At 67.6% G+C, this 18,987-nt stretch carries 16 protein-coding genes; 6 read left to right on the forward strand and 10 right to left on the reverse strand.

Features of this window, described 5'->3' with window-relative positions; genetic code table 11:
* Positions 1-59 precede the first annotated feature (59 nt).
* Entirely contained in the window at positions 60-755 is a 696-nt protein-coding gene (locus tag HDC31_RS09715) for an SPFH domain-containing protein (RefSeq protein WP_113681267.1), read from the forward strand.
* Between the two features lie 64 nt (positions 756-819).
* Here HDC31_RS09715 and dxs read toward each other — a convergent pair whose 3' ends face one another.
* From dxs to dut, 5 genes are all read right to left on the reverse strand, one after another.
* Complete coding sequence (gene dxs / locus HDC31_RS09720) at positions 820-2,760, reverse strand: 1-deoxy-D-xylulose-5-phosphate synthase (RefSeq protein ID WP_046747209.1); 1,941 nt, start codon at positions 2,758-2,760, stop codon at positions 820-822.
* Positions 2,761-2,931: 171 nt separating this feature from the next.
* Positions 2,932-5,769: an aconitate hydratase gene (locus HDC31_RS09725; protein ID WP_113681266.1), complete on the reverse strand. Its 2,838-nt coding sequence runs from the start codon at positions 5,767-5,769 to the stop codon at positions 2,932-2,934.
* Between the two features lie 153 nt (positions 5,770-5,922).
* The gene (locus HDC31_RS09730; RefSeq protein ID WP_058631761.1) at positions 5,923-6,657 is read right to left on the reverse strand and encodes a DUF3159 domain-containing protein; all 735 of its coding nucleotides are present in this window, start codon (positions 6,655-6,657) and stop codon (positions 5,923-5,925) included.
* Complete coding sequence (locus HDC31_RS09735; RefSeq protein ID WP_045264797.1) at positions 6,654-7,241, reverse strand: DUF3710 domain-containing protein; 588 nt, start codon at positions 7,239-7,241, stop codon at positions 6,654-6,656. Before HDC31_RS09735 ends, HDC31_RS09730 begins: the two co-directional genes overlap by 4 nt.
* Positions 7,234-7,707, reverse strand: coding sequence for a dUTP diphosphatase (gene dut, locus HDC31_RS09740; protein WP_046747212.1), 474 nt, complete (start codon positions 7,705-7,707; stop codon positions 7,234-7,236). The genes HDC31_RS09735 and dut overlap by 8 nt, the downstream gene beginning before the upstream one ends.
* Positions 7,708-7,719: 12 nt before the next feature.
* On the opposite strand from dut, the gene HDC31_RS09745 reads away from it, so the two are divergent.
* Complete coding sequence (locus tag HDC31_RS09745) at positions 7,720-8,184, forward strand: DUF3093 domain-containing protein (RefSeq protein ID WP_046747213.1); 465 nt, start codon at positions 7,720-7,722, stop codon at positions 8,182-8,184.
* Positions 8,185-8,257: 73 nt separating this feature from the next.
* On the opposite strand, the gene HDC31_RS09750 is transcribed toward HDC31_RS09745, so the two are convergent.
* Positions 8,258-8,551 (reverse strand): DUF4193 domain-containing protein, encoded by a 294-nt coding sequence (locus tag HDC31_RS09750; protein ID WP_046747247.1) that lies wholly within the window; start codon positions 8,549-8,551, stop codon positions 8,258-8,260.
* Positions 8,552-8,749: 198 nt separating this feature from the next.
* On the opposite strand from HDC31_RS09750, the gene sepH reads away from it, so the two are divergent.
* Positions 8,750-9,796, forward strand: a complete 1,047-nt coding sequence (gene sepH / locus HDC31_RS09755) for a septation protein SepH (RefSeq protein WP_058631763.1) — start codon at positions 8,750-8,752, stop codon at positions 9,794-9,796.
* Between the two features lie 47 nt (positions 9,797-9,843).
* Here the strand turns inward: sepH and HDC31_RS09760 are convergent, their stop codons facing one another.
* Positions 9,844-10,965, reverse strand: coding sequence for an alkaline phosphatase family protein (locus tag HDC31_RS09760; protein ID WP_218867369.1), 1,122 nt, complete (start codon positions 10,963-10,965; stop codon positions 9,844-9,846).
* A 44-nt stretch (positions 10,966-11,009) separates the two neighbouring features.
* Here HDC31_RS09760 and HDC31_RS09765 point away from each other — a divergent pair, with 44 nt between their 5' ends.
* Complete coding sequence (locus HDC31_RS09765) at positions 11,010-13,451, forward strand: DNA topoisomerase (ATP-hydrolyzing) subunit A (RefSeq protein WP_058631765.1); 2,442 nt, start codon at positions 11,010-11,012, stop codon at positions 13,449-13,451.
* 83 nt (positions 13,452-13,534) lie between these two features.
* Here HDC31_RS09765 and HDC31_RS09770 read toward each other — a convergent pair whose 3' ends face one another.
* Complete coding sequence (locus tag HDC31_RS09770) at positions 13,535-15,661, reverse strand: type IIA DNA topoisomerase subunit B (protein ID WP_082682603.1); 2,127 nt, start codon at positions 15,659-15,661, stop codon at positions 13,535-13,537.
* A gap of 181 nt (positions 15,662-15,842) precedes the next feature.
* Between HDC31_RS09770 and HDC31_RS09775 the strand changes: the two genes are divergently transcribed.
* Entirely contained in the window at positions 15,843-16,061 is a 219-nt protein-coding gene (locus HDC31_RS09775) for a hypothetical protein (RefSeq protein WP_045264803.1), read from the forward strand.
* Between the two features lie 74 nt (positions 16,062-16,135).
* Here HDC31_RS09775 and HDC31_RS09780 read toward each other — a convergent pair whose 3' ends face one another.
* Together HDC31_RS09780 and HDC31_RS09785 are read right to left on the reverse strand one after the other, a co-directional pair.
* Positions 16,136-17,185 carry an alanine racemase gene (locus tag HDC31_RS09780; protein ID WP_308431905.1) on the reverse strand — a complete coding sequence of 350 codons (1,050 nt, stop codon included), beginning with the start codon at positions 17,183-17,185 and terminating at the stop codon, positions 16,136-16,138.
* Positions 17,173-17,877, reverse strand: coding sequence for an alanine racemase (locus HDC31_RS09785; protein ID WP_230977898.1), 705 nt, complete (start codon positions 17,875-17,877; stop codon positions 17,173-17,175). The genes HDC31_RS09780 and HDC31_RS09785 overlap by 13 nt, the downstream gene beginning before the upstream one ends.
* 80 nt (positions 17,878-17,957) lie before the next feature.
* Between HDC31_RS09785 and HDC31_RS09790 the strand changes: the two genes are divergently transcribed.
* Entirely contained in the window at positions 17,958-18,974 is a 1,017-nt protein-coding gene (locus HDC31_RS09790; protein ID WP_058631767.1) for a sugar-transfer associated ATP-grasp domain-containing protein, read from the forward strand.
* The last annotated feature ends 13 nt before the right edge of the window (positions 18,975-18,987 follow it).

Raw genomic sequence — 18,987 nt, forward strand, 5'->3', positions numbered from 1 at the left:
CACGGCGAGCAGGCCGCCCGACGACACATCGGCACTCGGCGAACCTGCACAGTGGTGACATGGACATGCTCTTCACGATGCTGGGCGGCAAGGGGATGTCGGGCCTGCTGAAGACCGGAACGGCCATCCTCACCACGCTCCTGGTGCTCCCCGCTCTCCTCAAGCTCTTCATCGTCACCGTCGACGAGGGCTGGGCGGCCATCCGAACCCGCAACGGCAAACCCATCATCCGCAACCGCCCTCAACGGCGTCCGTCCCAGCACGGTGGCGCGGTGGGCGAAGTCGTCGTGCTGGACCCGGGCTCACACGGGGCGTTCCCCCTGTTCTACTGGTACAAACTCGTCGACGTGCGGTGCCGCGCGACGGATCTGCCTGCGCGGGAGCTGAGCGGTGCGAGCGGTCATCAGCATCGCGTGCACGCCTCGTTCGAGTGGCGTCCCCTACCGACGGGGCACGATCTGCGCGTCTTCGAGTTGGATGTGGTGAACGTGAAGGAACGCGCCTCGAACATCGTCGGCGCGGCGCTGCGAGATGTGGTCCGCAGCCTCGAAGGAGCAGAGCTGCCGCACAACGACGAGATCAACACCCGGGTCATCGCGGCCAGTGCCGACGAGGTTCGCCGCGCCTGCGGCGTCGAGCTGGTGCGCGTGATGGTCACCGGCGACGCGCTCACCGACGGCTACCTGCTGTCGACCGCACTCCGAGAGGTGGATCGCGGAGCCCAGGCCGTCGCGGCACTGCATGCCCTGAACTGATCTCCCCCGGGCACCACCGCCGGTGCGGGCACGCTGCTGGAGCGGGAAAACCCTGGGACGGGTCTCAGTGCCTCTCGTGCAGGGGAAGGTCGATCGTCCCGGTCTCGCCCGCGTGACGCGCCTTGGGGATGCGGGTCCCGAGCACCTGCGAAACGATGTCCTGCGCGATCTTGGGCGCGGTGAGCCCCGCATCGGCGAGGATCTGATCGCGGGAGGCGTGATCGATGAACTCGTCGGGAAGACCCAGCTCGTCCACCGCCGTGTCGATCCCCGCCTCTCGAAGAACCTGCCGGACACGGGTGCCGATTCCTCCCACGCGGATCCCGTCTTCGATGGTGATCACGAGGCGATGGTGAGCCGAGAGCTCCACGATCGACGGCTGCACAGGGATGGCCCATCGCGGATCGATGACGGTGGCGCCGATGCCCTGCGCGCGAAGCCGGTCGGCGACATCGAGCGCCAGTTCCGCGAAGGGGCCGATGGCGACGATGAGCACGTCCTCCGTCTCGCCGCGGGCGAGTACGTCGACACCGTCGCTGAGCCGCTCGATGGCCGGGAGGTCGGCGGCGACCTCGCCCTTGGGGAAGCGGATGACCGTCGGTGCGTCCTCGACGTCGACCGCCTCTCGGAGGGCTTCGGTCAGTCGGGCGCCGTCGCGGGGCGCGGCGATGCGGATGTGCGGGACGATCTGCAGCATGGCGAGGTCCCACATGCCGTGATGGCTCGGCCCGTCGGGGCCGGTCACACCGGCGCGATCGAGGACGAAGGTGACTCCGGCGCGGTGCAGCGCCACGTCCATCAGCACCTGGTCGAAGGCACGCCCCATGAAGGTGGCGTACAGGGCGACGACGGGGTGCAGTCCCCCGTAGGCCAGTCCCGCGGCGGAAGCCACGGCATGCTGCTCGGCGATTCCCACGTCGTAGACGCGGTCGGGGAAGCGCTCGGCGAACGGCGCGAGGCCCGTCGGTCGCAGCATCGCAGCAGTCATGGCGATCACATCGTTGCGCTGCTCACCCACGGAGACCAGAGCGTCGGAGAAGACGTCGGTCCACCCACGACCGCCCGACGACAGGGTCTCCCCTGTCGTCGGATCGATCTTGCCGACGGCGTGGAACTGGTCGGCCTCGTCGTCGCGGGCCGGCTGATAGCCGCGGCCCTTCTCGGTGATCGTGTGCACGATGACGGGGGCACCGTACGACTTCGCCAGCTCCAGCGTCTCGAGCAGCGCGGGGAGGTCATGCCCGTCGACGGGGCCGAGGTACTTGATGTCGAGGTTCGAGTACAGCGCCTCGTTGTTCGTGAACCGCGAGAGGAACCCGTGGGTACCGCCGCGGACACCGCGGAACACGGCACGGCCGACGGGACCGAAAGCACGGAAGAGGCGGTCGGAGCGCTGATGCAGGTCTTTGTAGGCCGCTGCCGTACGCACCCGGTTGAGGTAGCGCGACATGCCGCCGATCGTTGGCGCGTAGGAACGTCCGTTGTCGTTGACGACGATGACCAGGTTGCGGTCATTGTCATCGGAGATGTTGTTCAACGCCTCCCAGGTCATTCCACCGGTCAGCGCGCCGTCGCCGACCACCGCGACCACATGCCTGTCGGCGCGGCCGGTCGCCGTGAGCGCCCGGGAGATACCGTCGGCCCAGCTGAGCGAGCTGGAGGCGTGCGACGACTCCACCACGTCATGGGCGCTCTCCCCGCGCTGCGGGTACCCCGCGAGTCCGCCGCGCACGCGCAGGCCGGAGAAGTCCTGGCGGCCCGTGAGCAGCTTGTGCACGTAGGACTGATGCCCGGTGTCGAAGATGAAGGGGTCGTCCGGAGACGAGAACACGCGATGCAGGGCGATCGTCAGCTCGACGACGCCGAGGTTGGGGCCCAGATGGCCACCGGTACGGGACACGTTCTCGACCAGGAACTCGCGGATCTCCGCGGCGAGTTCCGCCAGCTGCTCGGTCGAGAGGGCATCCAGATCGCGGGGTCCAGAGATGCTCGGAAGAATGGGCATCTGCGCCTCCTCACAGGCTTCGTCAAAGACGCCCGACACGGGTGCGGGCGTCGTCCTGATCCTACCGCCCCGGGCCGGGAAAGCTCCGAGGATGGAGGCCCCCTTGACACGACGGAGGGGCCCGTGTCCGAAGACACGAGCCCCTCCGTTACGCGATCAACCAGCGTGCGATCAGACGAGCGAACGCAGCACGTACTGCAGGATGCCGCCGTTGCGGTAGTAGTCAGCCTCACCGGGGGTGTCGATGCGCACGACCGCGTCGAACTCGACCGGCTGCTTGCCCTCGGGCGAGTGCTCGCTCGGGGTGGCCGTGACCTTCACCGTCTTCGGCGTGACGCCGTTGTTGAGCTCTTCCAGGCCGGAGATCGAGACGATCTCGGTCCCGTCGAGGCCCAGCGACTCCCAGCTCTCGCCGGCGGGGAACTGCAGCGGCACGACTCCCATGCCGATCAGGTTCGACCGGTGGATGCGCTCGAAGCTCTCCGTGATGACGGCCTTGACGCCGAGCAGGCTCGTGCCCTTGGCCGCCCAGTCACGCGACGAACCGGAACCGTACTCCTTGCCGCCGAAGATGACGAGCGGCGTGCCCTGCGCCTGGTAGTTCATGCTCGCGTCGTAGATGTACGACTGCGGGCCGCCCGGCTGCGTGAAGTCGCGGGTGTAGCCACCCTCGACGACCTGCCCGTCGTTCACGGCGGAGACCATGAGGTTCTTGAGACGGATGTTCGCGAACGTTCCGCGGATCATCACCTCGTGGTTTCCGCGGCGCGAGCCGAAGGAGTTGAAATCCTTGCGGTCGACGCCGTGCTCCGTCAGGTACTGGGCCGCGGGCGTCCCCGGCTTGATGTTTCCGGCCGGCGAGATGTGGTCGGTGGTCACCGAGTCGCCGAGCGTCGCCATCACGCGAGCACCTTCGATGTCCTTCACCGGGGTGAGCTCCATCGTCATGCCGTCGAAGTACGGTGCCTTGCGGACGTAGGTCGAGTTCTCGTCCCACTGGAACGTGTCGTCATCCGGCGTCGGCAGGTTGCGCCAGCGCTCGTCGCCGTCGAACACCGTGGCGTACTGCTTGATGAACTGGTCGCGCGAGATCGACGAGTCGACGATCTCCTGCACCTCGTCTGGCGTCGGCCAGATGTCCTTCAGGAAGACGTCTTCGCCGTCGCTGCCCTTGCCGAGGGCGTCGTTGTCGAAGTCGAAGTGCATCGACCCCGCCAGCGCGTAGGCGATGACCAGCGGCGGGCTGGCGAGGTAGTTCATCTTCACGTCGGGGCTGATGCGACCCTCGAAGTTGCGGTTGCCCGAGAGGACGGCCGTGACGGCGAGGTCGTGCGAGTTGATGGCCTCGGAGACCTCTTCGATCAGCGGTCCGGAGTTTCCGATGCAGATGGTGCAGCCGTAGCCGACCGTGTAGAAGCCGAGACCCTCGAGGTCCTTGTCGAGACCGGACTTCTCGTAGTAGTCGGTGACGACCTTGGAGCCGGGGCCGAGCGTGGTCTTGACCCACGGCTTCTGCTTGAGCCCCTTCTCGAGCGCCTTGCGTGCGACGAGACCGGCGGCGATCATGACCGACGGGTTCGACGTGTTGGTGCACGACGTGATGGCAGCCAGGGTGACGGCGCCGTTGTCGAGGATGTACTTCTCCCCGTCGGGTGTGGTCACGGGGACGGGCTTCGAGGCGTTGGCCGGCGCGCCGCTGTTGATGTGCACCGGACGCCTGGTGGTGGGCTCCTCCTCGCCGGGAACCGAACCGGGGTCAGATGCCGGGAAGGAGTGCTTCGACTCGAGGTCGACGACCGAGTCCGAGGTCGATGCGGTCGCGTACGCCAGGATGTCCTGCTCGAACTGCGACTTCGCCTCCGAGAGGAGGATGCGGTCCTGCGGGCGCTTCGGGCCGGCGATCGACGGCACGACGGTGCCGAGGTCGAGCTCGAGGTACTCGCTGAAGGTGGGCTCGTGCGATGCGTCGTGCCAGAGCTTCTGCTCCTTGGCGTAGGCCTCGACGAGTGCGACGGCCTCGTCGCTGCGGCCGGTCAGGCGCAGGTAGTCGAGGGTGACGTCGTCGATCGGGAAGATCGCCGCCGTGGAACCGAACTCCGGTGACATGTTGCCGATGGTGGCGCGGTTGGCCAGCGGCACGGATGCCACGCCCTCGCCGTAGAACTCGACGAACTTGCCGACGACGCCGTGCTTGCGCAGCAGGTCGGTGATCGTGAGCACGACATCGGTCGCCGTGACACCGGCGGGGATCTCACCGGAAAGCTTGAAGCCGACCACGCGAGGGATGAGCATCGACACGGGCTGACCGAGCATGGCAGCCTCGGCCTCGATGCCACCGACGCCCCAGCCGAGCACGCCCAGACCGTTGACCATCGTGGTGTGCGAGTCGGTGCCGACGCAGGTGTCGGGGTAGGCGCGGAGCACGCCGTCGACGTCGCGGTCGTAGATGACCTTCGCGAGGTGCTCGATGTTCACCTGGTGCACGATGCCGGTCCCGGGCGGGACGACCTTGAAGTCGCTGAAGGCGGTCTGGCCCCAGCGCAGGAACTGGTAGCGCTCACCGTTGCGCTCGTACTCGATCTCGACGTTGCGCTCGAGTGCGTTCTCGGAGCCGAACAGGTCGGCGATGACCGAGTGGTCGATGACCATCTCGGCCGGCGAGAGCGGATTGATCTTGTTGGCGTCGCCGCCCAGAGCCGTCACGGCCTCGCGCATGGTGGCGAGGTCGACGATGCACGGGACACCGGTGAAGTCCTGCATGACCACGCGCGCCGGCGTGAACTGGATCTCGGTGTTGGGCTCAGCCGCTGCGTCCCAGGACCCCAGCGCCTCGATCTGCGCCTTCGTCACATTCGCGCCGTCCTCGGTGCGGAGCAGGTTCTCCAGGAGGACCTTGAGACTGAAGGGGAGTTTCTCGAAACCGGGCACCGTGTCGATGCGGAAGATCTCATAGTCGGTGCTGCCGACTGTCAGGGTGCTCTTGGCACCGAAGCTGTTCACCGTGGACACGAATCCGTCTCCTTCTATTCGGATGGGAGCGACAGGCGCCTCCATCTTGCTCGCCAGTGAGCCCCTGCGGCTAGCAAGGGGGACCTAACCAGTCTGCTCCGGGAAGCGCACCGGCGAAAGCCTGCGATTTATCTTGATGTCAAGATAAATCTATCACGCCTCGGGGGCATCCTCGCGCGCAGGCTCGCGGGGGTGGAGCGCCCGTACGACCAACCAGGTCACGGCGATGAGCGGTGCGAACAACGGCAACCCCATGATGAGCTTGAGCGTCCCGAGTGCCGTGACGTCGCCGGCGAGATACAGGGGCAGCTGGACGGCGAGGCGCGCGAAGAACAGCGAGGCCCAGGCGATCCCGAGCCAGAAGTACGCACGTCGCTTGCGGCGGTCGGTGCGCCAGGTGGTGCCCTCCCCCATCAGGAATCCGACCGCGAGGCCGATCAGCGACCATCCGATCAGTGCGGAGATCAGGATGACCGATCCGTAGACCGCGTTCGTGATGAGTCCTGGCACGAAGTTGTCCGCGCCGCGTCCGGTCCACAGCGCGAGCGCCGCGGCGGCCACAGCCGCGATGAGACCGCCCAGCGCGGCGGAGGGCGGCGACTTCTGCACCAGTCGGACGAGGGTGAACACCGCTGCCAGGCCGACCGACACCCCCAACGACAGGATCAGCGGCTCCGGGCGGATGGTGAAGAGGATGACGAAAGCGAGGCTCGGCAGCACGGACTCGAGGATGCCGCGCCATCCCCCCATCGCCGTCCAGACCACCTTGTGGGTGCTGGAGCCCTCAGCGGGATCGAGACCGGCACGACGCGCGGCACCGCCGAGCGCCGCCCCGAGGATCTCGGAGGTGCTCTTCTCGCGTTCGGCGTCGGGCTCGGGAGCGCTCACGCGGAACCCGGAGTCGCCGGCATCTTGAGCGGGATCAGGTCGCGCGGGGGCATCGGCGAACCGCCGCGGACGACGACGATCGAGCGGAAGAGGTCCTCGACCTTCTCGGCGGCTTCGGGGTCAGACGCTCCTGCGCCACCGATCACACCGCGCAGGAACCAGCGCGGGCCGTCGATGCCGATGAAACGCGCGAGACGCAGCCCTGATCCCTCCGCCGCCGTGGCAGGAACCTCGGCGAGGAGCTCCTTGCCCAGTGGGCCTTCGCGCTCCTCGACGCGACCGCCCTGGGCTTTGACCTGGTCGCGGAGCTGCACTCGGGTCTCGTCCCACAGTCCGCCGGAGCGCGGCGCCGCGAACGGCTGCACCTGCAGCGAGGAGTCGGCGTAGTCCAGGCCGACCGCGACGATGCGCTTCGACTGCTCCTCGACTTCGAGGCGCAGATTCAGACCTTCGCGCGGCAGGATCTTGATGCCGCCGAGATCGATGTACGGACGGACCGGGTTCGCCTCGGAGTCATCGAAGGGCCCGTCGGTGGCACGGTTCAACGGTGCCGACTTCGAAGGGGTCTCGTTGTTGTCAGTCATTGGCTCGTCCTGCTTCGCTCTGGTGGGTCGCTGCCTGGTATCCGGTGGAGCCGAATCCACCGGCACCACGGACGCTGTCCGGCAGCACGTCGACCGGGATGAACGTGGCGCGCGTGACCGGCATGATGATCAGCTGCGCGATACGATCGCCGACCGCCACATCGTACGCGCTCTTGGTATCCGTGTTGATCAGACTCACCTTGATCTCGCCGCGATAGCCGGCGTCCACCGTTCCGGGAGAGTTCACGATCGAGATGCCGTGCTTCGCCGCCAGGCCGCTGCGCGGTACGACGAATGCCGCATACCCGTCGGGTAGGGCGATGCTCACCCCCGTCGGCACGAGAGCGCGCTCCCCCGGCTCCAGGTGCACCGCCTCGGCGGCGACGAGATCGGCTCCGGCGTCTCCCGGATGCGCATACCCGGGCAGCACTGCAGCGATAATGGGGACATCAACGGAATCGGTCACCCCATGAGGCTAATGCAGAACCCCGTCACAGACTCACGTCCCCGCTACCGCGAGAGGCTCTCGCCGAGCCTCTGGCTGCTCGTGACCGTCGCGGTCGCCGGCCCCATGGTCTCGCTTGTCTTCGTGCCGATCGGCTCGACCGTCGCGCTCGTCGTCGGTGCGGCAGTATCGGCCCTGCTCGTGTTCGGTGTCATCGCCGCCACACCGGTCGTCTCGGTCGTCGGCTCCACCCTGCATGCAGGTCGCGCGCACATCGACACGAAGCACCTCGGAGCACCCACTGCACTGACGGGCGAGGAAGCCCGTCATGCCCGCGGCCCCGGTCTCCCGGCGCGCGGGTGGCACCTGATCCGCGGCGGCATCGACGGCATCGTCGTCGTGCCGAACCTCGACCAGGACGACCCCGTGGACGCATGGACGATCTCGACGCGGACGCCCGACCGGCTCGTCGCCGCGATCCGCGCTTCCCAGACCTGACACGCTCACCCAACGACAGCGCGCCCCTGACCGAGACGGTCGGGGGCGCGTGATACGTCGCTCGAAGGACTGCTTACGCAGCACACTCCTTGCAGATGGGCCCGGATGCGCCCTCGTGGTCGAGCTGCGAGCGGTGCTTCACGAGGAAGCAGCTCATGCATGTGAACTCGTCCTGCTGCGCGGGCAGCACGACGACATCGAGCTCGAGATCGGAGAGGTCGGCACCCGGGAGGTCGAAGCTCGACGGGTTGTCGGAGTCTTCGTCCCCGCTTGAGCCGGAGTTCTTGTCCGGCACACGCTCCTTGAGGGCTTCGATCGACTCGGAGTCGTCTTCGCTCTTTCGGGGGGCGTCGTAATCGGTTGCCATGCGGTAGATCTCCACTTTCATGGTGCGAGTGGGTGGTGCGCCGTCGGGTATTCGGCGGCCATAGTTTGCACGACCGGACGACATAACGCAAATGCTCGTCCGTGCGACAGAGGAAACTCACGGCACGCCCACGCTATTCCCGTCCGCGACCCCTCACGCGTGACACCATGAACGGACACCCATCAGAGGGGCATTCGCATGGAAAACGTCACCATCGTCGGCACAGAAGCAGGAGTCCTCGTACTCGCGACCGAGTCGGGCGAGCGGTTCGCGCTGCCCATCGACGACATGCTGCAGCGCGAGATCCGCCGCGCCACCCGTCAGAGCGAGCCGACGGCCCAGAAGCTCGCTGCGAGCCCGCGCGACATCCAGGCCCAGATCCGCGCCGGGCTCACCGCGCCCGAGGTCGCGGAGCTGCTCGGCATCAGCGTCGACGACGTGGCCCGATTCGAAGGACCCGTCCTCGCCGAGCGCGAGCACGTGATCGGACAGGCCCTCGCCGTGCCCGTCCTGATCGGCAGCGAGGTCGAGCCCGACGCGCAGCCGACCTTCGGTGTGGCCGTCCGCGCCAAGCTCGCCGAGATCGAAGCCACCTCCGAACGCTGGGCGAGCTGGAAGGAGGACTCCGGTTGGACCATCAAGCTCGAGTTCACCGCCAACGAGGTCGATCACGACGCCCGCTGGAGCTTCGATCCTCGCCGCAGCGCGCTCTCACCGCTGAACGCCGACGCGACACAGCTCTCTCGGCAGGGCTCGCTCCCCGAGGGTCTCATCCCCCGCCTCCGAGCGGTCGATGCCGAGCGGACCTCGCCGTACAAGGACGAGAGTCGCTTCGACTCCGGCGCGTTCGGACCGCGGCTGGTACCCGCACCCGAAGCGGACGTGGAAGACCCCTCGCTCCCGGCCCGCTCCGACGCGGCAGCGCAGGACGCGGCGATCAAGCGCGCTCCCGCCGCGCAGACCACGAGTCCGGAGACGGCGGACCTCCTCGAGGCTCTACGCCGACGCCGCGGACAGCGGGAGACCGCGCCGCTGCTCGACGACGTGGAGGACACGGATCGATCGGACCAGAGTCCGATCGCACTGTTCGAGGCCCTGGAGCAGCCGGATGAAGAACCGGAGCCCCCGCAGCCCGCGCCGCAGAACAGCAGCTCGGACACCGGCGACTCCACGGGACGCCGCCGTCGCCGGAACGCGATGCCGTCGTGGGACGAGATCGTCTTCGGCGCACGCACCGATGAGTGAGACGCGACTGGTCTGAGCCCCACCCGCGGCGGGGATGAGGGGCTGCGTCAGCGCTCGAACGCGCCGAGCCGGATCACCGGCACCTGTCTCTCCTCCGGTGTGAGCGCGCCGTGCTGGCCCACCATCCCGCGACTGCGCTGGTCGGCCGCCGTACCGTCGTAGAGAGCCCAGGCACCGCGAGCGATCGCGAGCAGGTCGCCGACGCGCGATGCGGCGGCATCTGTGACCTTCGGTCCGAAGAGGCCGTGACGTATCGCCTCCTCGCGGGTGAGCACGTCGGCCACCCCCTCCAGGTCGGCGCGCCATCTCGACGTCACCGCCGCGCGGTCCGCGTCGGTCTCCAGGTACGCGTGCAGCATGCGCGGTTCGCCGCCGATGTGGCGAATCCCCGCGACGTGCTCCTCGGCCAGGACGACCTGACGGTTCGGCGCCACATCGACCATCCCGTGATCCGAGGTGACCACGACGCCCACGCCCGCCGGGACACGTGCAGACAGCGCCGCATCGACGTCCTCCAGCGCGGCGACCCACTCCGGGGAGGCGATGCCGTGCTTGTGACCTGCCTTGTCGACCTCCGGCAGGTAACAGTAGACGAGCGACCCCGGGTGCTCGCGAGCGAGCTCATATGCGGCTTCGACCCGCGAGGCCGCGGTCGTCGCGGGAACGAACTCGGCACCGCGCAGAGTGGCTCTGGTGAAGCCGCTGTGCGCGTACCCGGCGAACCCGACGGCGAAACTCTCGTGTCCGTCGCGGGCCGCTCGCTCGAAGATCGTCGGGGCCGACTGCCAGGTGAGCGGATCGATCCCGTCGGTCTCCCAGCCGCTGAGCTGGTTGACGAGCACATCGCGGTCGGGATCGAGCACGCGGTAACCGACGAGCCCGTGCTCCCCCGGCCATACACCCGTGACGATGCTCGTGAGCGCCGCCGCCGTGGTGGAGGGGAACACCGAGTGGGCGACGTCCTTCTTCGCCATCCCCGCGGTCAGGGAGCGCGCGTGTCCGGCATGGCCACGCAGGCTGATCGCCCCGAGCCCATCGATCACCACGAGCACGACCGAGTCCGCGCGCGGCAGAACCTCGGATTCGCCTCGGAGTGCGGCGAACAGGTCGCCCGCCACCCCGACGACACTCCGGGCGCTGGGCGCCGCGGACGGTAGCATGAAGGACATCCGAGCCAGTCTGACACAGGCTCCCGTATGCCCCCAGGAAGTCCATGCCGAAAACTCCGCCGCCCGAGCCCGTCGAGGAGCGCATCCAGGACATCGACCTCTCCAGCGAGATGCAGGGTTCGTTCCTCGAATACGCGTACTCGGTGATCTACTCGCGTGCCCTGCCCGATGCGCGCGACGGGCTGAAGCCCGTGCAGCGCCGCATCCTGTATCAGATGGCCGAGATGGGCCTGCGTCCGGACCGCGGCCACGTCAAGAGTGCGCGCGTCGTCGGCGAGGTCATGGGAAAGCTGCACCCCCACGGCGACTCGGCGATCTATGACGCGCTCGTGCGGCTCGCGCAGGAGTGGGCGCTGCGTGTGCCCCTGGTCGACGGGCACGGCAACTTCGGCTCCCTCGACGATGGGCCCGCTGCAGCCCGATACACCGAGGCACGACTCGCCGCCGCCGCGCTGGCCCTCACCGAGAACCTCGACGAGGACGTCGTCGACTTCATCCCGAACTACGACGGTCAGTTCCAGCAGCCTGCCGTGCTGCCGGCCGCCTTCCCCAACCTGCTGGTCAACGGCGCGAGTGGGATCGCCGTCGGCATGGCGACCAACATGGCGCCGCACAACCTCATCGAAGTGGTCGCGGCGGCCACTCACCTCCTCGAGAATCCGGATGCGACCACCGAGGAGCTGATGGAGTTCGTCCCCGGACCTGACTTCCCCTCCGGCGGGATCCTGATGGGACTCGACGGTGTCAAGGACGCGTACACGAACGGACGCGGCGCCCTCAAGGTGCGGGGCAAGACCTCCATCGAGCCGCTCGGCCCGCGGCGTACCGGCATCATCGTGTCCGAGCTGCCGTACATGGTGGGACCCGAGCGCCTGCTGGAGAAGATCCGGGATGCGGTGCAGTCGAAGAAGCTGCAGGGCATCAGCGACGTCACCGACCTCACCGACCGCAACCACGGACTGCGCGTCGCGATCGGCATCAAGACCGGCTTCGACCCGAACGCCGTGCTCGAGCAGCTCTACCGGTTGACTCCGCTGGAGGACTCGTTCAGCATCAACAACGTCGCCCTGGTCGATGGCCAGCCGCGCACGCTGGGCCTCAAGGAGATGCTGAGCGTCTACGTCGGTCACCGTCTCGAGGTCATCACCCGCCGCAGCCGATACCGTCTGAAGCGGCGCGAGGAGCGTCTGCACCTGGTGGAGGGTCTGCTCATCGCGATCCTCGACATCGACGAGGTCATCCAGGTCATCCGCTCCTCCGATGACTCGGAGCAGGCCCGCACGCGGCTGCGCTCCGTCTTCGATCTGAGCGAGCTCCAGGCGGAGTACATCCTCGAGTTGCGCCTGCGCCGTCTGACCAAGTTCTCGCGTATCGAGCTGGAGTCCGAACGCGATGCGTTGCTGGCGGAGATCGCCGCACTGCGGGAACTGCTCGACAGCCCGACCCTGCTCCGCGCCGCGGTCGCCAAGGAGCTCGACGCCGCAGCCGATGCATACGGAACACCGCGGCGCACACTCCTGATGAACGCGGCTCCGCCCAAGCCCCGAGCGACCAAGGGTGCGGTCGATCTGCAGATCGCCGATGCGCCCACCGTGCTCGTGCTCTCGACCACGGGACGTACCGTCCGCGTCGACCTCGGCGAGGGCCAGGAACTCACCGTCCCTGCACGTCGCAGCAAGCACGATGCGATCCTGACCACCGTCGAGACCACCGTCCGCGCCGAGATCGGGGCTCTGACCAACCTCGGTCGCGTCGTCCGCTTCTCCCCCGTCGACCTCCCGTCCGTGCCGGCGACGTCGGTGCAGCTCGCCGCCGGTACTCCCCTGCGCGACTACCTCGGCATCACGACCAAGGGCGAGCGCGTTCTGGGTTTCGTGCGTTTCGACAGCGAGACTCCGATCGCGCTCGGCACCGCTCAGGGCACGGTCAAGCGCATCGTCCCTTCCAGCCTCCCGGTGCGTCCTGACCTCGAGGTCATCGGCCTGAAACCGGGCGATTCGGTGGTCGGGGCGGCAGAGGCACCGGACGACGCGGAGCTGGTCTTCGTCACGACCGACGCGCAGCTGCTGCACTTCCCGGCTTCCGCTGTGCGCCCGCAAGGCGCCCCGGCGGGCGGAATGGCCGGGGTCAAGCTCGGCTCCGGCGCATCAGTGCTCTTCTTCGGCGTCGTCGATCCGGCCGCGGAATCCGTCGTCGCCACGGTATCCGGAGGTGACAGCGCTCTTCCCGGCACAGAGCCCGGGCGCGCCAAGGTGTCGTCCTTCGCGGAGTATCCAGCCAAGGGGCGTGCCACCGGAGGCGTACGCGCCCATGCGTTCTTGAAGGGTGAGGACCGACTGACGGTCGCATGGGTCGGACCCAACCCGCCGCTCGCCGTCGATCCGACAGGCGCGGTCCGCAAGCTTCCGGAGAACGGAGCACGCCGCGACGCGTCCGGCCAGCCCGTCGAAGGTGTCATCGGCAGTATCGGCCGCACACTGGTCTGAGCACAGGCGAGCGGTCCGACCGCGTGAGAGCGAAAGGAAGCCGGCCCGGTCTGCACCGGGCCGGCTTTCTTTCGTCTGACGTCTCAGGCGTCGATCGACTCGCGCGACAATCGGTCGGAGGAGTCGATGATGAACTCGCGGCGCGGAGCCACCTCGTTCCCCATGAGGAGCTCGAACACGCGCCCGGCGGCTTCCGCGTCCTCCATCCGCACGCGACGCAGCAGACGACCCGACCTGTCCATGGTGGTGTTCGCCAGCTGCTCGGCGTCCATCTCTCCGAGGCCCTTGTAGCGCTGGATCGGCTCGTGCCAGCGCTTGCCCGCCTTGCGGAGCTTCGCCAACAACGCGTGCATCTCCTGCTCGCTGTACGTGTAGATCGTCTCGTTCGGTTTCGACCCCGGATTGATCACGATGATCCGGTGCAGAGGCGGCACGGCTGCGAACACGCGACCATGCTCGATCAACGGCCGCATGTAGCGGAAGAACAGGGTCAGCAGCAGGGTGCGGATGTGCGCGCCGTCGACATCGGCGTCGCTCATGAGGATGATCTTGCCGTAGCGGGCTGCGTCGATGTCGAACGTCCGACCGGAGCCTGCACCGATCACCTGGATGATCGACGCGCACTCGGTGTTCGAGAGCATGTCGCCCACGGATGCCTTCTGCACGTTGAGGATCTTGCCCCGGATGGGCAGCAGCGCCTGGAACTCGCTGTTGCGCGCGTTCTTCGCGGTGCCGAGGGCCGAGTCGCCCTCCACGATGAAGAGCTCGCTGCGTTCGACGTCGTTCGTGCGGCAGTCGACGAGCTTCGTCGGAAGAGTCGAGGACTCGAGCGCGTTCTTACGGCGCTGGGTCTCCTTGTGCGCGCGCGCCGAGACGCGGGCCTTCATCTCCGAGACGACCTTGTCGAGCAGCTGCGACGCCTGGATCTTGTCGTCGCGCTTGGTCGAGCCGAAGCGCTCAGCCAGGTCCTTGCGGAGCACCTGAGCCACGATCTGCCGCACGGCGGGGGTTCCGAGGATCTCCTTCGTCTGACCCTCGAACTGCGGTTCGGGCACGTTCACCGTGAGGACGGCCGTCAGCCCGGCGAGCACATCGTCCTTCTCGAGCTTGTCGTTGCCGACCTTCAGACGTCGGGCGTTCTGCTCCACCTGCGCGCGGAGCACCTTGAGCAGCTCCTGCTCGAAGCCCTGCTGGTGCGTGCCGCCCTTCGGCGTGGAGATGATGTTGACGAACGAGCGGATCTTGGTGTCGTAGCCGGTCCCCCACCGCAGCGCGATGTCGACGGCGCACACCCGCTCCACCTCGGTCGCGACCATGTGCCCGTCCGGCTGCAGGACGGGCACGGTCTCCTTGAACGTGCCCTCTCCCTGAATGCGCCAGTTGTCCGTGATCGGCGGGTCGATCGCGAGGTAGTCGACGAATTCGGAGATTCCGCCCTCGTACAGGTAGGAGGTCTCGGTGGGTCCGAGAGTGGTCGTCTCGCCATCGGAGTCGGGCACGGGGACGACCTGACCCGCCGCACGCTCGTCCTTGACGAGGATCTCCAGGCCAGGCACCAGGAAGGCTGTCTGTCGGGCCCGGGTCTCGAGCTCGGAGAGCTGGAACGCCGCGTCCTTGGTGAAGATCTGACGGTCGGCCCAGTAGCGGACACGGGTACCGGTCACGCCCCGGGGAGCTTTGCCGATCACGCGCAACTCGCTGTTCTCCTGGAAAGGAGTGAACGGCGCATCCGGCCGCTTCTCACCGGAATCGGCGAAGATGCCGGGCTCCCCGCGGTGGAAGGACATCGCATAAGTCTTGCCGCCACGGTCGACCTCGACGTCGAGGCGCTCGGAGAGTGCATTCACCACGGAGGCGCCGACGCCGTGCAGGCCGCCGGAGGCGGCGTACGACCCACCTCCGAACTTCCCGCCTGCGTGCAGCTTGGTGTAAACGACCTCGACGCCGGTCAGGCCGGTGCGCGGTTCCACGTCGACCGGGATACCACGTCCGCGGTCGTGGACCTCGACGCTGCCATCGGCGTGCAGGATGATGTCGATCTTGGTCCCGTTGCCCGCGACCGCCTCGTCGACCGAGTTGTCGATGATCTCCCACATGCAGTGCATGAGGCCGGGCGACCCGTTCGACCCGATGTACATCCCGGGCCGCTTGCGGACGGCTTCGAGGCCTTCAAGCACCTGGAGATGATGGGCGGAGTACTCGGCATTCACAATCTCCGAGTCTAATCTCGCGAGCTGCCTCTCCTCCGCAGACACTCCCCGCGCGAAGCCAGTCGGGAAACCACGCGTACGCGCTGAGCGAAACACGCCGCAAACCGGGCATGCGTACAGGTGGCGCGTGGTTGTATTGACCAAATCGCTCAGCGAAGCCGACACCCGAGGAGGCACCGAGATGAATGCAACGACCGAACGTGACACCTCCATTGTCGAGTTCCGTCTGACCGCCATGGATCGCTGTGATTCGTGCGGCGCTCAGGCGTACATCGCCGCTGAGGTCAACGGATCCGAGCTCCTGTTCTGCGCCCACCACGGCCGCAAGTACGAAGAGAAGCTCCGCAGCATCGCCACCAGCTGGCATGACGAGACCGCGCGTCTCATCGAGACGGTCTGAGCGCTCCGCTGATCCCGGTCTGTCGACCGCGGTCCGCTGAACCGGTCGGCGGGCACGAGATCAGCCGATGACGGTCAGTCGGCGACGACTCTTCGCACACGCGGTGTGAGCCGGGTGAGGATCTCTTCTCCCACGGTGTCTATCCGCTCGGCGAGGGTCGTCGCCGAAGCTTCGCCCTGCGCGCCTGCGCCGAAGACGACGACCTCCGCACCCACCTCAGCGCCGCGCCATCCGTCGACTATCGATGAGGTGTGGCCGATGGAGACGAGAGTCCTGGCTCCTTCCGGTGTCCCGACCAGGCTCCCCGAGAGCGTGGAGGGAAGCCCGTCGAAGCTGCCGAGGCTGATCGTCACACGATCCCCGTCGACCGCGGACACCTTTGCGACGAGGCTCGCCGCTGGGCGGACTCCCTCGAGCTCCGGCCCCTCTGCCGACCGGATGCCGTAGCAGAACGCCCCGATGCGCGAGACCGTTCCGCGCAGTTCGGGACGCCACCACGATGCCGCGGATGCGGTCAGGTGCAGTGCCGCGGGGACCGATCCGGTCTCGCCCACGATACGCACCGCATCGAGGAAAGCGGCTTGCGCGATGTCATCTTCCTCGTCGCTCGCTTCCGCGATATGGCTCCACACGCCTTCGAGTTCGAGCGCACCGGCCCGCTCGGCCCGTCTCGCTTCGTCGACGGCCGATGCCCAGTCCTCCGGCAGGATGCCGTTGCGGTGCAGACCCGTGTCGATCTTCAGGTGCACGCGCGCCGTCGTCCCGAGCGCCTCGGCCCGCGCGATGATCCGTCTGAGGTAGTCGGTGGTCCCGACACCGAGATCGAGGCGCTGCATCAGCGCATCGTCTATCTCCGAGTCCGTCGACGTCGCCCAGGCGAAGATCCTGGCGTCGCCGCCTGCGAGTCTGCGGACGGAGAGTCCGGTGCGGATGTCATAGCTGCCGAACCAGTCGATCCCGGCCTCCACCGCAGCCCTCACCGCCCAGGAGAGGCCGTGCGCGTACGCGTCGTCCTTGACCACGAGCATCAGCGCGGACGGGGCGACACGGTCACGCACTGTCCCGATGTTCGCGCGAAAGATACTGCTGCTCAGGCGGACCTCGGGGCGGCTCACGCTTCCCACCCCCTCACGGCGTGGGCGCCGGCGACGGCGACCAGCTCAGCTGCAGTCATCCCGGTGATGTCCGCCCAACGTGTGACTCCGGATGCGGCCGGACCGGTGCCTCCGAAGTAGGTGACCTCGCTGTCGACATCGATGTCTGCGCCCTGGAGGTCTACGACGCACACGTCCATGGCGACGCGCCCCACGATGGGCATCGACGTCTCCCGGATCTCCACGGTCGCGTGATTGCCGAGTGCGCGCACGATGCCCTGAGCGTAGCCGCCCGTCACGAGTGCGACAGTGGTCTCCTTCTCCGCTCGATACGTGTAGCCGTAAGAGACGGCATCCCCTGGCCGGAGCCGCTTGATGGACAGCACCCGCCCTGCCAGCCGCATCACCGGCCGAGCCGCGAGCTGACCCTTCTCATCGGGGAGACCGTAGAGGAGGTTGGGGTCGATGTCGGGGTCACCGGTGGTGACGCCACGGATGCCCTCGAGCTGCAGTGCCTCGACCTCGCCCTGCGCGTCGACGAGGACGCGTTCCGCACCGGCGGCGGTCACGACTTGGGCGACGGCGAGGACGCCGTGTCCCCAGGCATCGCGCCTGAGGTCGGCGACCGTTCCACCGGCAGACACCGCTGCCGAGGCTCCCGCGGCCAGTGCCGCGCGGGAGATCATGGCTCGTGGCAGGGAGCTGGAAGTCGTCTCACACACGCCCTCCAGCCTAGCTTCCGGCTCCCAGGTCGACCTCGCCCGCCCCCGTAGACTGGAGGGGACCCCGACCCTGGAGCCTCATGTCTCGACTTTCCCTCGCGCCCCGCATCCGCTATCTGATGGGACGTGCCCGCCGCATCGACGTCGGATCGGTGGTGGAACGCGCCAAGGAGGCCTCCGCTCAGCACCACAGAGCCGTGCCGGCGATCGTCGTCGACATGCTGTGGTCGGCTGCCCGTCACAACGTCGGTTTCCAGGACTACATCGACTACGACTTCGCCATGCTCACGAAGGCCGAGCGCGACACGTACATGACCCATCCGGTCTCGAACCAGCTCTCGCAGCGCTACGATCACCCCGACTACCGCTGGATCTTCCAGGACAAGGTCGAGTTCGACAAGCAGTTCTCTCCGTTCCTGAAGCGCGAGTGGATGGTGGTCGAGGAGGGGAACGCCGAGGCCGTGCGCGAACTCACCCAGCGTCTCGGCACGATCGTCACGAAGGAGCCGGTGGGACAGGCCGGCACCGGAGTGCATCGCTATCACGCCGCCGAGATCGAGGACTGGGACGAGTTCCACCGCGGGTTGCTGGCTCGAGGCGAGCTCCTCATCGAGGAGGTCATCCGGCAGCACGATGCACTGGCGGCCGTCTGCCCCGGCACGGTGAACACCACCCGCATCACCGCGTTCTTCGACGGCGAGAAGGCTCACATCCTCGCCATGGCTCAGAAGTTCGGCCGCGGCGCCGTGAGCGACCAGATGACGTTCGGCGGGTTCTACACCATGCTCGACGAGAACGGCCACGCGGTCGGCGCCGGTTACGACTCCCACGGCCACGTCCATGAGACGCACCCGGACTCGGGCTTCCGCATCGCCGACTTCCAGCTGCCCTACATGGACGAGGTACGCGCCTTCATCGATCAGGTCGCCCGGGTCGTGCCTCAGGTGCAGTACGTCGGCTGGGACATCGTCGTCTCCCCCGACGGGCCGGTCCTCGTCGAGGGCAACTGGGGTGCGGGAGTCTACGAGAACAAGCCCAGCGTGACCGGTATCCGCACCGGCCACAAGCCCCGCTACCGCGAGGTCATCGGCTTCTGAGACGCGCAGAGAC

The sequence above is a fragment of the Microbacterium sp. JAI119 genome (genome assembly GCF_013410135.1).
GTDB lineage: Bacteria > Actinomycetota > Actinomycetes > Actinomycetales > Microbacteriaceae > Microbacterium > Microbacterium oxydans.

Bases quoted from the DNA above. Each gene is read 5' to 3' on its own strand.
- HDC31_RS09745 (WP_046747213.1), top strand. From the start codon at position 7,720: ATGCAGAACCCCGTCACAGACTCACGTCCCCGCTACCGCGAGAGGCTC.
- HDC31_RS09715 (WP_113681267.1), top strand. From the start codon at position 60: ATGGACATGCTCTTCACGATGCTGGGCGGCAAGGGGATGTCGGGCCTG.
- HDC31_RS09735 (WP_045264797.1), bottom strand. From the start codon at position 7,241: ATGACTGACAACAACGAGACCCCTTCGAAGTCGGCACCGTTGAACCGT.
- HDC31_RS09765 (WP_058631765.1), top strand. From the start codon at position 11,010: ATGCCGAAAACTCCGCCGCCCGAGCCCGTCGAGGAGCGCATCCAGGAC.
- sepH (WP_058631763.1), top strand. From the start codon at position 8,750: ATGGAAAACGTCACCATCGTCGGCACAGAAGCAGGAGTCCTCGTACTC.
- HDC31_RS09790 (WP_058631767.1), top strand. From the start codon at position 17,958: ATGTCTCGACTTTCCCTCGCGCCCCGCATCCGCTATCTGATGGGACGT.
- HDC31_RS09750 (WP_046747247.1), bottom strand. From the start codon at position 8,551: ATGGCAACCGATTACGACGCCCCCCGAAAGAGCGAAGACGACTCCGAG.
- HDC31_RS09760 (WP_218867369.1), bottom strand. From the start codon at position 10,965: ATGTCCTTCATGCTACCGTCCGCGGCGCCCAGCGCCCGGAGTGTCGTC.
- HDC31_RS09775 (WP_045264803.1), top strand. From the start codon at position 15,843: ATGAATGCAACGACCGAACGTGACACCTCCATTGTCGAGTTCCGTCTG.
- dxs (WP_046747209.1), bottom strand. From the start codon at position 2,760: ATGCCCATTCTTCCGAGCATCTCTGGACCCCGCGATCTGGATGCCCTC.